Annotated in this window: 13 protein-coding genes; all 13 read right to left on the bottom strand. The window is 48.9% G+C overall.

Annotated features, from left to right (window positions below; genetic code table 11):
* Window positions 1–78: 78 nt before the first annotated feature.
* Entirely contained in the window at window positions 79–924 is an 846-nt protein-coding gene (locus ACLU9Q_RS05435) for a carbohydrate ABC transporter permease (protein WP_296832142.1), read from the bottom strand.
* Window positions 925–1,806 (bottom strand): carbohydrate ABC transporter permease, encoded by an 882-nt coding sequence (locus ACLU9Q_RS05430; protein WP_296832145.1) that lies wholly within the window; start codon window positions 1,804–1,806, stop codon window positions 925–927.
* Window positions 1,807–1,938: 132 nt separating this feature from the next.
* On the bottom strand, window positions 1,939–3,222 hold the full coding sequence (locus tag ACLU9Q_RS05425) for an ABC transporter substrate-binding protein (RefSeq protein ID WP_298513792.1): 1,284 nt from the start codon (window positions 3,220–3,222) through the stop codon (window positions 1,939–1,941).
* A gap of 138 nt (window positions 3,223–3,360) precedes the next feature.
* The gene (locus ACLU9Q_RS05420; RefSeq protein WP_296832151.1) at window positions 3,361–4,896 is read right to left on the bottom strand and encodes an aminotransferase class I/II-fold pyridoxal phosphate-dependent enzyme; all 1,536 of its coding nucleotides are present in this window, start codon (window positions 4,894–4,896) and stop codon (window positions 3,361–3,363) included.
* A 73-nt stretch (window positions 4,897–4,969) separates the two neighbouring features.
* Entirely contained in the window at window positions 4,970–5,671 is a 702-nt protein-coding gene (locus tag ACLU9Q_RS05415; protein WP_296832153.1) for an RloB family protein, read from the bottom strand.
* A 2-nt stretch (window positions 5,672–5,673) separates the two neighbouring features.
* A complete protein-coding gene (locus tag ACLU9Q_RS05410) occupies window positions 5,674–7,029 on the bottom strand; it encodes an AAA family ATPase (protein ID WP_296906194.1) in 1,356 nt (451 codons plus the stop codon).
* A gap of 159 nt (window positions 7,030–7,188) precedes the next feature.
* Window positions 7,189–8,049, bottom strand: coding sequence for an LPXTG cell wall anchor domain-containing protein (locus ACLU9Q_RS05405; protein ID WP_302227551.1), 861 nt, complete (start codon window positions 8,047–8,049; stop codon window positions 7,189–7,191).
* Window positions 8,046–8,555: a hypothetical protein gene (locus ACLU9Q_RS05400; protein WP_412624720.1), complete on the bottom strand. Its 510-nt coding sequence runs from the start codon at window positions 8,553–8,555 to the stop codon at window positions 8,046–8,048. Before ACLU9Q_RS05400 ends, ACLU9Q_RS05405 begins: the two co-directional genes overlap by 4 nt.
* Window positions 8,556–8,623: 68 nt before the next feature.
* Complete coding sequence (locus tag ACLU9Q_RS05395) at window positions 8,624–9,181, bottom strand: hypothetical protein (RefSeq protein WP_296831785.1); 558 nt, start codon at window positions 9,179–9,181, stop codon at window positions 8,624–8,626.
* A 112-nt stretch (window positions 9,182–9,293) separates the two neighbouring features.
* Entirely contained in the window at window positions 9,294–9,830 is a 537-nt protein-coding gene (locus tag ACLU9Q_RS05390; protein WP_412624718.1) for a hypothetical protein, read from the bottom strand.
* A gap of 103 nt (window positions 9,831–9,933) precedes the next feature.
* The gene (locus tag ACLU9Q_RS05385; RefSeq protein WP_412624658.1) at window positions 9,934–10,476 is read right to left on the bottom strand and encodes a hypothetical protein; all 543 of its coding nucleotides are present in this window, start codon (window positions 10,474–10,476) and stop codon (window positions 9,934–9,936) included.
* Window positions 10,473–15,794, bottom strand: a complete 5,322-nt coding sequence (locus tag ACLU9Q_RS05380; RefSeq protein WP_412624717.1) for a leucine-rich repeat protein — start codon at window positions 15,792–15,794, stop codon at window positions 10,473–10,475. Before ACLU9Q_RS05380 ends, ACLU9Q_RS05385 begins: the two co-directional genes overlap by 4 nt.
* A 7-nt stretch (window positions 15,795–15,801) precedes the next feature.
* A partial coding sequence (locus ACLU9Q_RS05375; protein ID WP_412624716.1) for a hypothetical protein occupies window positions 15,802–16,196 on the bottom strand: 395 nt, incomplete at its 5' end.

The following is a 16,196-nucleotide window of genomic DNA, read 5'->3' as shown; positions in this document are numbered from 1 at the left end:
CCTGCGTTTACTGTATAATCATATTTTATCACACATCACAGGAGCTGTCAGATATTTTCAGGATTCTGTCCGTCGGCATCAGCCTTTTACAGCACCCATCGCCACACCTTTGGTAATGTGTTTATTCAGCGCCATATAGACGATAACCGCCGGTGCTGCTGTCAGCGCCATGACCGCGAACTGCACCGCATAGTTGGAAGAATACTGGCCGGTAAATTCCAGCACGGAAAATGGCAGCGTCTTCCACGTAGGTGTGCTCAGATAGGTACTCGCCATCATAAATTCATTCCAGTTATTCAAAAACGTCATAATGGAAACTGTTGCAATAGATGCCTTCAGCATCGGTGTTATGATCTGGAAAATAATGCGGTAGATTCCACATCCGTCCATGACAGCCGCCTCTTCCAGCTCCACAGGCACAGACTCCATAAAGCTGGTCATCAAAAACAGCCCCTGCGGAAGTGAAAATGCCACATAAGGGATCAGCAGCGCCCAGATCGTGTCCGTCATATGCAACATACTGTAAATCTTATAGTTCGGAAGCAGCGTGGCATGGATCGGTATCATCATCCCCATGAGAAGCAGCGTTTTCACAAATCCGCTTAATTTCCACTGCATTCTGCGGCAGGCAAATGCCGACATGATAGAAATGAGAATGACCAGCACGACTGCAAGACCATTGATCAGTACACTGTTGCGCAGATAATGAAGAAAATTACCATCTACAAATGCCTTTACATAGTTGCCCCACTGAATTTTCTCCGGAATAATCAAAAGACCGCTTGTAAACATTTCCGTACTGCTCGCCAGAGAAAAGTCAAGCAGCCAGATCAGAGGAAAGATCTGAATCACAGCCACGCAGATCAGGATCACCCACAAGATCACATTTCCTACCGTAAGCTTTTTCTTACCTGCTGTATTCATTTACCGCACCTCCTTTGGCTGACGTTCTTCAAACACCTTATTTAAAATAACAGTTGCAAGAAGACAGATAATAACAAACACTACGCTGATCGCATTACCATATCCATATTTGAAAGATTTAAATGCCTGCTGATAAAGGTAGGTTGCCGTGAATTGTGTGGCATTGCCCGGTCCGCCGTTCGTCAGCAGATATACGGTCTCCATCTGCTTCAGCGCAGAGATCACTGCCATCGTCACATTTACCTGAATAACCGGCTTCATCAGAGGAAGCGTCACGCGCAGAAAGGTCTGCGTCTGCGTCGCACCGTCAATGGCTGCCGCCTCATACAGCGTCGGGTCTATATTTTTGATGCCGGAATAATAGATCAGCATTCCCCAGCCAAATCCGTGCCAGATCAGCACCACAAGCACGGACCAGATAGCGTTCTCCGCACTAAGCCAGTTGACAGGCTTCTGACCAAAGATCTTCAGGATGTTATTCAACAGGCCAAAATTGGGATCGTAGATAAATTTCCACAGGTAAGCGATGACCGCTACCGAAATTACATTGGGGATAAAGTACACGCAGCGGAAAAATCCTTCTCCCCTTCCGCCCTTTTTATCAAGCACCGCTGCCGTAATAATCGCAAGCGGATGCTGGATGCAGATAAATCCGATCGCAAGCAAAAGTGAATTGCGAAGTGCCGTGAAAAATGCGGTATCCTTCATCAATGCCGCATAATTGTCCAGCCCTATAAAGTCATAGGAACCCATGCCGGAATAATTCGTAACAGAATAGTAAACACTCAGGCAGATCGGCGCCAGAATCGCAAATACAAAAAGCACAACTCCCGGAATGACCAGCGTCGCGATCACCAGCTTATTGCTGTACATTTTTTTCATAATATCCAATTCCTTTCTACTGTTCATACAGAAAACGCGTCATCGGTGCATTTCCTTACAAACGATGGTATAGAAAGCGGCTGCCCAAAGGACAACCGCTTTGCCATTTACCCTCTTGCAATCAATACCAGCTTATTTGCAGGCTGTTCCAATGTTTGCCAGGAAAGTATCAATATCTGTTGTTCCGTTAGAAACGCTCTGGATCTCGCTCTCAATACTTGTCTTGAATGCGGACGGACCACAGTCATTAACCGGTGTTCCGGATACGCTTGTTGCAGCAGACACGATATCAACGATCTGTTTCATCAGCTCTGTCTCTTCTCCGGTCATGTACTCTGACTGATCCTGTGCTGACATACCAACGCCATTCTCCCATCCATACTTGGAAAGCTTATCCGGCTGATACATGAAGTTCAGGAACTTCACTGCTTCATCTTTTACTTCGGAGGATGCAGAAACTGCATATCCGCCGCCGTTCCATGCTTCAATATCTGTTGCTGTTGCTGCTCCGCCCTCTACTGTCGGCATTGTGAACACGCGGATATTCGTGCGGATCTCCTCCGGAATATCTTCGTTCGTTGCCATCGAGGTTTCCCAGCTTCCCATGTAGAACATAGCAGCCTGTCCGTTTGTAAACAGGTTCATAGCTGTTCCGTAATCCTGGGAATCATAACCTACCTGGAACAGACCTGCATCTGCAGCATCCTTCAGAAGCTGTGTTGCCTGTGTGAATGCCGGATCAGAGAAATCGCCGTTTGCGATAGCGCCGGATACCGTCTCTCTGTAATCACCGGTAATCTTGTAAAGCAGATCTGAGAGATATACTGCCATCGGCCAGCCGTCTCCTCCGTCCATTGCTACCGGAATGATACCTGCTTCTGTAATCGTAGAAGCCAGTCCTAAAAGCTCATCATATGTTTCCGGAACGCTCCATCCGTTGTCCTCGAACATTTTCTGATTGTAGTAGAAAACAGCTACGTCTGTGTTTCTCGGAAGCCCGTACAGCTTGCCGTCTTTCTTGAAGCCCTCAAGAGATCCTTCAATAAATTTGTAGTCTGCGTAATCTGCTTCATTCAGCTCTGCCAGAACGCCGGCATCCAGTACTTCATCCAGGAAGGAAGGCTGTCCCCAGATATTTACAACATCCGGCATACCTTCCATTGCGTATGCTTTGAATTTTGTCTTGTAAGCTTCCTCATCCAATGCTTCCACTTCGATCTTTACGTTCGGATTTGCCTCCATGTACTCATCGATCAGCATCTGCTCCACAAGTCCCTGTCCGTTCTTTCTGTCCGGCAGATTGGAGAACACTCTCAGTGTAATCTCCTCCTCTGCGCTTACGGTCAGTGCAGATCCGGCTGCCATACTTACCACCATTGCTGCTGTCAGTGCGATTGAACACCATCTCTTTTTCATTTTGTTACCCTCCTTAAAAATTTGGTATCTCGTTGCTGTTGCAAAAAGTATAGCATTCAAAACAGGCAAAATACAGACAGCATTCTTTCAAAATAGTGGATTATTTTCATATCATATATTCTACTTTTTTCACCTTTTTTATCTCTCACCGAATATAACAGAAATCGTTTTTCCGGAATAGTCACGCAGCCCCTGCAGCGATAAGCCTGCATCCCGGCAGTCTGACAAGTATCGTATCAATTCCCGGCTGATTTCCTCTCCCGGCACGATCAAAGGGATTCCCGGCGGATATAAATAAATATACTCTGCGCTGATCCTGCCTGCGGCATCCTCAAGCAGTATCCTCTGCTGCGGCCGCTCATCCGTTTCTGCTATTGTAAGTATCTGCTCATTTTGTAAAAACGCATTGCCGTATCGCCCGGCAGGAGCCGGAAAAATATCTTTCTTTTCCAGTTCTTCATCCAGTTCCTTTAATGCTGCCGCCAGCCGGTCAAAGCCCTCCTGCGTATCCGCAATGGATGTGAGCGCTATTGCATAGCTGCCTGCTTCCATCTCCAGTTCCAGATGAAACCGCTCACGCAGCCGGTCGCTTAACCACTTTCCGCTCTTTCCTTCCGCCCAAAGTACCAGCTTGGACGGATCCATCGCAAAAACACCTTCCGCCTGCGAAATTCCATGCCCTGTCAGAAAATTGCCGCTCCCCTCTGTTTTATACATATGAATATGCTTTAACCGGCAGAGCTCCTGCGCAAATCCCTCCAGCCTTTTGGCGAAATCCTCAAATAATGTGTGAGAATATGTTTCCAAAAGCCCGACACATGCATCCATAGATGCCATAAAGACATACGACGGGCTGCTCGTCTGGTACATTCCCAGATACTTCCGTATTCTTTCACTTTTTACGAGCGCTCCGTTTCGATGCAGAAGCGCCGTCTGCGTCATGGAAGGCAGTGTTTTATGCAGGCTATGTATTACAATATCGGCGCCCTTTTTTACAGAGCTTTCCGGGAAATACGGATGAAAGCCAAAATGTGCTCCGTGCGCCTCATCGACGATCAGCGGAATACCAAAAGAATGTGTGATCTCTGCGATACGGCCTACGTCCGAGACAATTCCTTCATACGTTGGAGATGTGATAAATACCGCCTGGATCCCACGATCTTCTCTCAGTGCTGCCTGAATATCCTCCGGGCGGATACTGCCGCCGATCATCGGCTGCCTCTGCAGAGTCTCATAAACATTATCTGACCTGTCTGCATCGTCCGCATCCTCTGCCGACGGATTTTTTGTAACACTGGCACATTGCGGATATACATAAACCGTATGTAACCCGCGAAGCTCTGCGGCATGATAGGCTGCCTTATGGCAGTTTCGCGCCATCAGAAGTCTCCCGCCATATGATGTACAGGCGGAGATCGCCGCCAGAATACCGGCCGTGCTCCCGTTGACCAGATAAAATGTCTCCTCACTCCCATACAGTTTTGCCGCGCGCTCCTGCGCATCCTTCAAGATCCCTTCGGCGTGATGAAGATTGTCAAATCCGTCTATCTCTGTTATATCAATATCCAGGCACTCTCCCGGTACACCCAGTCTGCGCTTATGCCCCGGCATATGAAACGGATAGGCATCCGATCCTCCGTATTCTTTCAACTTCTCGTAAAGCTTCTGTGACATATATTCTCCCATTCTATTTCCAGAATTTTATCCAGGTCTGCAAAAATACCAAAATCAGTTATTACGTTATTTGTTATTCTCCATCATCATTACGGATAGTTTCAATTACTTTTCCAATATTACAAGTAATCTTCCCTTTGCAATCATGAATATCCTCATTAAGTTTTTTCTCCTGTATAATTGCTGTCTCAACTCTCCTTGCCAGTTCGCCAATCTGAGGATTCTTCTTGGAATTAACTCTCGTCTTACCTAACAATAACTGATAGATAAATGTTTGATTTCCGTCCTTTTCATTCCTGATGATTGCTTTCTCATTTGGAAAAATATCACTTTCATACGCACCATCAAAATGAAGAAGCAGAAACAATTCGAATGACGGATTACTTACTGCAAGGATATTGTTTTTCTCTCCTAACGCAATTACTTCATCATAATCCTGTACTTTGTTTTCGAAAATGTCCGCATCAAATACGATAATCATTTTGTCCCGTTCCTTATCAAAAGATATTTCCGGATTGTCTTTTTGCGATTCCGCAAAGCGAATCAGCCTTCTCGGATAGCTAATATCTCTGTCATCTTCCGTTTTCTCCAGTAATCTTATATCAATAAGGGGATGAATATTTAAGGATTTTCTAATGTCAATCAATTTCCTAAAATACCATGTCTCTGTATTTGCCCCCTCGCAGATAAAAAAATATTTCCGGTAAGGTTCTCGCTGCATCTCCTGATCTGTTGCTCTGCTATTCCAATTTGTATAACTTCTGACAGGCGCCATGTTTACTCCTCCTCTCTGAAATGAAAAGATGAAAACACTGGAATAGCACCATATCTGCCTTCCAGATATGCCTTACTCAACACCTTATCATAGCGTTCTTTAAAACGGTCTAATGAATAAAGCGTACTCGCATTTTCCGCATCACGCTCCACAAACCAAATCTCATCCCTTCGGAAAATAGACTGATCCATAATCGCAGACTCATGTGTTGTAAACAATAGCTGCATCCTATCCTCTTTATGAAGTTCCATAAACAATTCCAAAAATCTTGCTGTTAGTTTTGGATGCAGGCTTCTTTCCAGTTCATCCACAACATAAAGCACATCATCCCGCTTATTTAACAGCATATCCATTAAATCAAACAAGCGTCTCGTACCATCAGATTCTTCTTCAAATCCAAAATCGAAAAATGATCTGCTATGATGCAAACGGATCGTTGTCACTTTTGGCTCATTATGCCCTTCCACCTGAATGTTGAAAAAGCTTTCATTTGACCGCATAGTCATACGGAAAAACGGTTCATCCTGTTCAGAAAGTTTTCCTTTTACATGACTCATTACCCTGTCAAAAACAGGTTTCGGCAAAGCATTTTCCAACTCATCCAATGTAATTTCTTCAATCTTAACCTGATTGATTCCGGTATCAAATGTTTCAATCAACTGATTAATCAACTTCAAAGAATCATCATCATAGTAATATTCTAAATCGATCAACGGTATATTTGGTGTGATGACGGAAATATGATTCTGTATCCAATCAAATACATCTCTAAAAAACATAAGTTTTGTACGACTGGTATATTTCTTACCTCTGTTCATTTCTGTTAAGAACAAGGAATTTTCATTACCCTCGAAATCATCTGCGTAAATCTCAAACTTATTTCTTTCCGTATTGGTAAGTGTAATGGATGGATCTAATATCGGACGTTTATTTCCTTCTCTTTCAAACAGGCAACGTGCCGTTCCATTTTGATATAACTCATAAAGCCATTCTTCGGTAATCTTCCTTTTACTTAAAATTGCGGAAAACCCATATGCGTAAAACTTATCACCTACGGTCATCTGAATTTCAAAGCTACTTTTCCTGTCCTTATTTTCTTCACGATTCTTGCAAAACATCTGAACCGCGTCCATAGGTATCCCAGTCCGCACACACTCTTTAAAAAAGCGAAAAAATTCTGTCAGATTTGTTTTTCCTGACGCATTAGCGCCATAAACAACGCCATATTTCAATAACTGTGTACTCTTAATCTTTAAGCGATGTCCTGCATTTGTGCGTATTTTATTAGACGAAATCATTGTCAATTCCGTTGCCTGATCAAACGATTTGAAATTTTCTATATTAATTTTTATTAACATGGCAATGCACCTCCATGTATATTATATAGAATATCCGCCATAACGTCAACCAAAGCTTCTTTATTTGGAGATTTTTTCTCCAATACCTGATGTCAAATACCCCGCAGCAAGCTGCGGGGTATGATCTGGCTTATTCTTTCCGCCCCAAGTGGCGGGTATTCAGGCTCTCCGTTTGCGCCTTGTCAGTATTACGGCGATGCCAGCGCCGGAAATACACATTAGGGCGATCCACATCCATATATCGGAGTCGTCGCCGGTCTTTGGGCTGGCCTTCCCTGTGCTGCCATTCTTTCCGGGACGGGTGCTATTGCCTGCCGCCGGGCCGGATGTCCGCTCCGTTTCGCTGCCGGGTGTTTCGGTTTCCTCCGTCTCGCTGGCTGGCGTTTCGGTTTCCTCCGTTTCGCTGGCTGGCGTTTCCGTTTCCTCCGTTTCGCTGCCGGTAGTCTCCGTTTCCTCCGTCTCACTGCCGGGCTCCTCTTTCTTCTCCGCCAGCACATAATAACTGTTATGGTCCGTCCGGAATGTGATCCGTTTTCCGTCCACGCTGCTGTCCATCACAGTCACATTGCCTTCCGTGGAAAGGTGGCAGATGACCGGGGACGCATACGTTTCCAGCGTCTCCACTGTGACCGTGACTGTCCGGCTGACCTCCACACGGTTCCCATCCTGATCGACGAAATAAATATCCATCGGATAAATATTGGTCCCATAGGCTGCCATGCAGCTTTCAAACCAGCTCCATCCCTGCGCGTCCGTTTTCGGGATGGGGTATACCACCAGCCAAAGCCCGTTTCCCGTGACGCCGCTGACCGCCACGCTGCTTCCATCAGCCAGCGCCGCCGCTGCCTCCCCGTTTTCCACAGGGGCAGTATACCTGTCTGACTCCTGGATATACCGCGCACGTACCTCGATCCTGGTCTCCCGGCTTTCCGTCGGTGCTGCCGCAGAACAGGGGAACGCCATAAGCAGGCACAAAAGCAGGGCGACGCCCAAAGCCCCGGTCCGTTTCCTCTTCATCATTTCCCACCTCCCATCATGACTGTCGTTTTCAGGGATACGCTTCCCCCTGAGTAATAGGTCTCCGGCTCATATGCCATCAGCTTCAGTGTGACGGCGTCTCCGTCCTCTGGCAGCGCATCAAGGGTGACGGACTGCACATATTCTCCGGGTCTTATCAGCCCGGTCTCTCCGAGCGTATCTCCCTGCGCATCCAGCACCCGCAGCTTTAACCAGACCGTATTTTCCGCCGGGTTCGTCAGCCAGATATCCGCCGTGTCCCCGTCCAGGATGACAGCACCGCAGACGGAGACCTGAAAAGCCTGCGCATCCAGTTCCTCCCATCCCAGACCATCCGGTACATCAGGCGTCCCCTGAACAGCAGAAGGGTCAAAAGGAGGAGGGGTAAACTCTGTCTGTCCGGTCCCTTTGCCGGCGCCGAAGGCAAGGACTGCGGTCATCACCGCCAGGGCAGCCGCACAAAGGACTGCCGCCAGCAGCAACAGATTTTTCTGTTTTTTCTGATTCAAGACGTTCTGCCCCTCCTCTCATGTTTCTTTCGGCCACTATTTTTAGAGCCGTCCTGTCAGTTCGCTGCCTATTCGGACGCTGAGATCGTAACCGTGATCGTGCCGATGGTATCCCCATTCGTATTTTCCGGGAGCGTACCGGTTGGTGTGACGGTCAGGGTCCCTCCTGTCTCCTTCCCTGCGCCATTCTCACCGTTCCCGTTGTCAGCGGTGCCAAGCTGCAGGGAAATCCCCGTAAATGCCATCCCGGCACTCTCATAACCTGTTTTCGCCTCATAAGCGGGCGTTGCCGTGATCCCGGCATTGGAATGGTTGGTAACGGTAATGGTTCCTGACTGGCTGCCCCAGCCGCCCTCTGTAGCTCCGTTGTAAGTATGAGTGTCCGGATCCCACGTGCCTTCGGAGCCGGACGTATAAGTAAAGCTCAGGTCCGTCCATGCGATATCTACCTTATATCTTGCAGCGCCGGACTGTCCTTCTTTATAAGTACCCGTGACATTCGCCACAGCGCTGCCGCCGATCTGGTCAACTGTCTTGGGGCTTTCATCCGCTGCAAAAGCGGTGATGTTCACGCTGCAGGCCAGCGCAAGGGAAAGAAACAATGCTGCTGTCTTCTTATTTCTCATAGTAATAAATCATCCTCTCTTTCTTCAAAAAATATCTTTCGCGTCTCTGCGGTCCGGGAATGCTTCCGGAAGGTCAGAAACAGTCCCGTGCCATTCTGCGCAAAACGGCTGTTTACTGTGCGGCGGAGACCGTCACAGTGATCGTACCGACCGTCACGCCCTCAGCGCTGACCGACGCGTTCGGCGTACCGCTGATGGTAAATGTAGACTTTTTGCTGTCTGCGGAAGCATAGCCGTTTTCTGTGCCGGCGTTCAGGGTATATGCCGGTTCATCCAGCGCGCCGCTTATGCCGTTCCCGGTAACCGGAATGTATTCCAGGGCAACGGCAACCTCCGCATTGGAATGGTTCGTCACGGTAACGCCTGCCGTGGTCTTATCCCATCCGGCGGAGGTGTTATCCGTGTAGGTGTGGTCGGACGGGTTCCATGTACGGGTACCGCTCTCGTGATAGGTAAAAGTCATATCGTCCCATACGATATCCACGCTGTAGACCGTATCCGTGGCGGTGCCTCCCGTATACTTTGCCGTGACGTCAATGGGCTGGCTCCCATTCTCCCCGACAGTCCCGCTGCCTCCCGCTGCCAGAGCGGCGGTTCCCATGCCTGCCATCAAAGACAGTGCCAAAAACGCTGTGATCATTTTTTTCATGATATATTCCTCCATTCAGTTTTGATCGTCCGGGCATTTTAAGGGCGCCCGTTTCCCTGTTTATCTACACCTCCAGCTGATGCTTTGAGGCTGTAAACCACTTTCATTCGCTGACGGTGATGGTGACAGGTATTTCTGTGTTCACCACTGCCTTCTCCCCGGTGTCCGGGTCATAGTACAGCACTGCAAATTTCCCTTCGTAGCCTCCCGCCGACAGCTTCCCCGCCGCGCCGTCCAGCAGCTCCAGCGCTGTCACCTGGTTTCCGGGCTTCAGCAGGCCGGACTGGACGATGATCTCATCCTGTACCACGATCTGCAGCACCATGTCCTGCGTGGATTTCGTCGGGTTGGCGAAGAAAAGCTTTGCCGTCCCCGCTGACAGGGAGATATCTACTTCGTTGGAATAGCTTAAAGATACGGCTCCGCCGCCCTCCTCTGCTTCCAGCTTTTCATCATCCTCATCCCCAATAGGTTCTGCGTTCGTTTCTTCCTGCTGGGGCGCATAGTCCGGCGTAAGTGCCGGAGCCGTATCCCGGAAGAACAGCGCCCATATGGTCACACCGACAGCGATGACCGTGATGAGCAGGAGAAGCAGGATCAGAATCTTGCTCCTGTTCCCGTTTTCCCGGTTTGCATTCTGCATCATTCCTCACCTCCTATCGTGACTGTGACCGTGCCGAGCATCCCGGCCGTAAAATCAGAAGACGGTCTGCCCGCCAGCGCCAGGTACGCTTTCTTTTCTTCTCCCCTGGGCAGAGCTACAGGCGCATCGATAAAGTTCCCGTCATCGCCGGAAAATCTGCCGGATACCGTCGTAACAGACGGGCTGTACAGATAAGAAACCGTGGTATCCACGCTGCCTGTGTTTTTGACTGTGATGGAGTCTCCTCCATTGTCCGCCGTCCACTTACCTTCCTCATGGGTGTAGGTGTCCGGATTCCATGCGCCGTCTGTATAGGTGTATTCCAGCGCATCCCAGGAAACCTCCACGGAGATGACCTCCTCCACCGGCCTTATCTTAAAAGTGACAGTCTGGGAGCCCTCGTAACTGCCGTTCTCCACTGCCGTGATGGTCACAGAGGCAGTGCCGACATCCACATTATTCTCATAAGTCACGGTATAATCCGTGTCCTTTTCAAGCGTTCTCCCGTTCTTGACCACGGTAACGCCGGGAGTCCTGGCGGTACCGTCGTAGGTGAAACTGGTTTGCTCCAGCGTCACGGTGGCGGTGGACAGATCGGACTTGGTGATCTCAAACGTAGTAGAACCGCTGACCTCATAGTTGCCGCCTTCCTCGTCTGTGATGGTCACAATAGCAGTACCGACATCCGTGTTATTGGCATAGGTAACGGTGTACTCCTTGGCGTCAATTATCATATCGCCGTACATGACTGTGACTTCGGGTTTCTTCTCCGTGCCATCGTATTCATAGCTGTCCTTCTCCAACGTGATGGTGGGATCGTACACAGTTCTAGTCAATATATATACTTGTATGCTATTCGTGGCTTCCGCTGTGTTATCTGTTTCTGCAATCGTAGCAATTATAGTATAGGTTCCTGCATCAACGGGAGCAGAATCAAGAAGGTTACCCGCAGAATCCTTCCATGAGAAATCAATATCTTCAATCGACGCACCATCCACGGTTATGCGGTCTTTAAACTGATAGTTCAATGCTTCGCCCGAATAGGTTTTCGTAATGGAAGAATCCCAGAAAGTAATAACGGGGGTAGCCTTCGTGATTGTTCCATCTATGGTGACAGAACCCTCCGGCAGCTTATAGTTACTAGCATCGTCCCCGCTCAGGGTCACACCATTGGCAGTGATAGTTTTCGCTTCCTTCACATTGGCGCTGTTATAGGTGTAAGACTCCGCCGCTACAGTCACATCATCCCCGGAAACAATGTTCCTAATTTCAATAGAAAGACCTGCCGGAGCATTCGTCGTTTCGTCATAGGTTTTTGTAGTTTCTCCGATGATGGCCAACTCCAGTTCTCTCTGCTCCACTTTTACCGTGGTTGCTGTGCTAGTAAGGAAATACCCGTCTACAGTGGCGGTGCATGTGTATGTGTATGCGTACTCGCCTGCATCCAGCTTATCAGGAGTGTAGGTCTCCCCTGTTGCCTCGTCAATCTTCACCCCATCAAGATACCACTGATAAGTAACGTCATTGGTGCTGTCATCCGGCTGTGTTACAGTAGCTGTCAGGGTGGGTGCCATATCACCGTAGGTCATCGTAGTCGTGGTCGGTGAAATGCTCACGCTCTGGATTGGGGCTTTTTCTACGGTGACAGTACCGGTCAGTTCGGTAACTGTTGTGTCATTTACCCATGTGCCACCTTGTTTATAAGCATAGCCATTCGCCAGATAATTTCCAACTGAACCGCTGCCTCCCACAGCGTAATTACCTCCATTACCTCCGATATAGGTTCCGCCGCTTAGTGTGACAGTCACCGGAGCATCCTTATACACCATCAACCCATAACCAATGCCAGCGTTGATGATTCCTCCATCAATCGTTACCGATCCAGCCTCTGCAACCAACGCCCAATAAGTACCGACGATGGAGCCGTCTTTCATGATAAAACTGCCTCCATTGACAGCAATCACCCCCTGGTAATACAACATGTCGCTGGAAAGCGTATGAACAGCACCATCCGCGCTTTTGCCTGTAAAAATAATCTCCTCGTTATCCTCCACAGTTAGCGAACTTGTAACCACTGCATCTGCCAACAGGGTAACAGTCGCTGTCCCAGTCATATTTTTCGCCGCCTTCCATGCCTCTTCGATGGTGAGATAATATGCCGGTTCCCCATCATTCACAGTTACGCTGGCTTCCGCCTGTGCAGTACAGCCTTCTGCTTTACAGCTTCCGTCTGTATCCCAGTCATGGGGTTTTGTTTCTTCATGCCCACATACCACGCATGTTCCGATGTGGTTTTCTCCATCTTCTTTATCTGTCCAGGTTTTGTAACTGTGTCCGCATTTTTCTACAGTCAGCGGACCAGTCAGTGCTTTACCGTCCAGACCTTCCGTAACCAGCACCCCATTGGAATAATAAGCATACTTCAGGTCCCCGCCTACATTTAAAAGCTCTTTCAGCGTAATAGAGTTTCCGCTATCAATCAGGATGCCATATGCACCGCTGTAACTTCCTCCGGAAAGGAGCGCACTACCAGAACTCTGGATTCTGAGTGCCGCGCCGTCTGCACCGTTTTCCCCTTTTGTATTGGAAGCGCTGATGCTGCCTCCTGTGATCGTGATCTTTGCCCCGGAACCGCTGACATACACGCCGCTTGCCCTGCCGCTGATATTTCCGTCCGAAATAGTGATGGTACTTCCATCGGAAGCCGCCGCCACGCCGATATCCCCGCTGACGTTCCCCGTCTGGATCTGTGCCGTCCCGCTGTTGTACACGCAGACGCCGGAATGTCCGTCCGCCGTTGCCGCAGCAGTTCCGCCCTTCAGGACAAAGTGCCCGCCATTTACTGCAATGGCATTGTTTCCGCCCGCTCCATTTTCAACGGTTCCGCTCTCCAGCGTAAGGGTTCCCCCGGAAGCAATATTGATCAATCCGCTTGATGCATTAAAGACATTTCCGGAGATGGTATAGTTGCTATCCTTTTCGCTCTTTAAGGTAATATTACTGCCAGACGTTACTGTAAGCGTTTCACTGACTTCCACATCTGCCAGCAGTGTTACCTCAGCCGTCTTTCCCTGCGCCGCTTTCCATGCGTCCTCAAAAGTAGGATACTTCTTTGTACTCCCATCCGCCGTTACGCTTGCTTCTGCCTCCGCACTGATCTGGAATGTAGTTTCCATTGTTCCCACATAACCGCCTCCGGCAATTCCCGTTATGGTTACCGTTACTGTTTTTGCAAGGGAACCGGTATCTGTTTCCACCCAGTCTGTGGAACCTGTCATTTTCTGTGTGTAATGCGTCCCCTCTGTCAGTATTTCCCCTGTTTCCTTATCTTTCACCACCAGCGTATAGGAATCCCCGGATTCTCCCGCTGCCTCTGCCTCCACCGTCGTATCATCAAATGCCTTCGCATAATAGAAGGTCGGTGTATTCTGGAAGCTGGTTCCTGATGTAACTTTTTCATAGGTATCGCCGTTTTTCACATACCAGGCGGTATTCCCCTCACCGGAAGAGTAATAGCAAGAAGCGTCATATTTCGTACCTGCATATCGGCTTCCCGCTACACAGTCTGCAGGGAGCACGCGCTGCTCACTGGATTTCCCGTTCTCCACAAGCGTGATCTTGTCACAGTTCACCTTCTTAGAAATATTGCTGCCGGTTACGGCACAGTCAGACAGGTTATAAACCGCCTTTGCCTTAGAAAAAGCATCGTTTCCGATTGTCTGGACGCCCTCCGGAACGATAATAGTCAGATTGGAGTCATGATAGAATGCATCCTCTCCAATGCTTATCAGTGTATCCGGCAAAATTACGCTCTGTAAGGAATCGCACTCGCAAAATGTTCTATAATCTATCGTTTCCACACCTTCCGGTATTTCAATCTCCACCAGCCCGCAACAGTAAAATGCATACTCCCCGATATTTTTTAACGTATCCGGAAGCGTAATAGATTTCAGACTGCTGCAGTTTCCAAAAGAATTTTCTCCTATTTCGGTGAGACCGTAAGGAATGACCAATGTATCCAAACTTGTACAACTATAGAAAGCACTGGTTCCAATCTTCCCCAGCGTGGAGGGAAGTGCTGCCTCTTCCAGATTGGAACAAGATCTAAATGCGGAATTCCCTAAAGCTGTTATCCCTTCTTCTACAACTACTTTTTTTATGTTTTTCCAGTAGTCGTTCCAGGGTCTATCTGCCAAAGAAGAGTAATCCGGCATCGCTCCGGTTCCCCCGATTACCAGCAGGTCTTCTGTACTATCCCCGTCTGTATCGTACAGCGTCCATGTACAGTCTCCGGTTGTACCTTCATAAATCACTGTTCCATATCCGTCTGTTTTTTCTGCAACCGTAACCGTAATCTTCGGCAGTTGTACGCTTTCTCCAAGCTCCAGCGTGTAATCTATATCATCTATCGTTACCGTTCCTGGCAGTTCCGGAACATAAACGTATTCAGCCGCCTTTTCGGACTGGAAGGTTCCACTGCTGCTCTGGTTTTCATCTATCTTCCATGTAATGCCTGTCAAAGTAACCGTCTGGCTGTTCTGCTGCTCCGCCGCATGAACAGTCATGGACGGGAATACCGCATCCAGCAAAGACATCAGGATACCGTCCTCTTCTTCCGCCTGTGTGTTTTCCGTTTCCTGGGTTTTCTCTTCCGGCACAGTTTGCGGCGCCGTCGCATCCGGCATGTTGCCTGCCGACTGTTCCTGTATTGCCTCTTCCGGCTCCGAAATAACTTCCGGATATGTTTCCGGCTGGTTCTGCACTTCGGCGGCCGGCTCTTTGCTTTGGCTCTCTCCCTGTGTCTCCACCTGTTCCGGCACTGTCTCCGGCGGTATTTCTTCTGTCGTATCAGCCTGCACAGATTCCTGCGTTTCCGTCACTGTAACGCCGGTATCCGTCTGTTCCTCTCCCCCTACTTCATCCGGGGTCTGATTCGTCGGCTGCCCATTGCTCTGCGGCTCTGTCTGTTCCGGTTCCGGCTCTGTTTGTTCCGACTGTGTCTCTGGCTCTGTTTTCTGCTGCGTCTCCGGCTCTGCGGCGTTGGTATCCGTTTCGTCCTCTCCTCCAGAGTTTCCTGCATCCGGAAGCTCCACCGTAACCCCAAGCTCATCCGGCAGACGGATTTCCGATTCTGCCGCCCCTGTTTTTAACGTCTGCTCTTTTACATCCTCCGAAAGTTCAGAAAATGAAAGAATTGCAGCATTATTTTCACTGGCTGCCGCCGCTTCCGCCGACAGGAAGCCGTCAAAGCTGCTCCCCAGCAGGGCTGCAGCAAGCACCCACGCAGATAATTTCTGTAATTTCTGTTTTATCGTTCTCATCCCTGTATCACTCCTGTTCCAGAAGGGGTCTGCGCCCCGATTTCCATTCCCACTGCATCGCCGCGTTCCTCACCGTCTCCAAAAACCTTTCCTCCGAAAGCGGTCGGGGAATAAAGTCAAAGATGTGGCGGCGGATCGCCATTCTTGCAAAATATTCATCGTCTGTCACCCACACAATCATTGCCTGCGGATAGCGGCTGCTGCACTCCAGTACGGTTTCCATCCCCCGTGCACCGTCCAGTGCAACCACGATCATATCACTGTCCCAAAAGTGGAAATACCCATCCTGTTCCATATAATAAAGCTCTGCATCCGGTATCTCCTCCAGCAGCTTTCCCGACAGCATCTGGTATTCTTCCATGGATTCCGTGTAAAACACTGCCCGCATATGTGCGCTCCTCC

Origin of the sequence: Marvinbryantia sp. (genome assembly GCF_047017445.1) — a bacterium.
Lineage (GTDB): Bacteria > Bacillota > Clostridia > Lachnospirales > Lachnospiraceae > Marvinbryantia.
The sequence above is the reverse complement of the archived record's forward strand: the minus strand, read 5'-3'. Positions and strand labels throughout refer to the sequence as shown.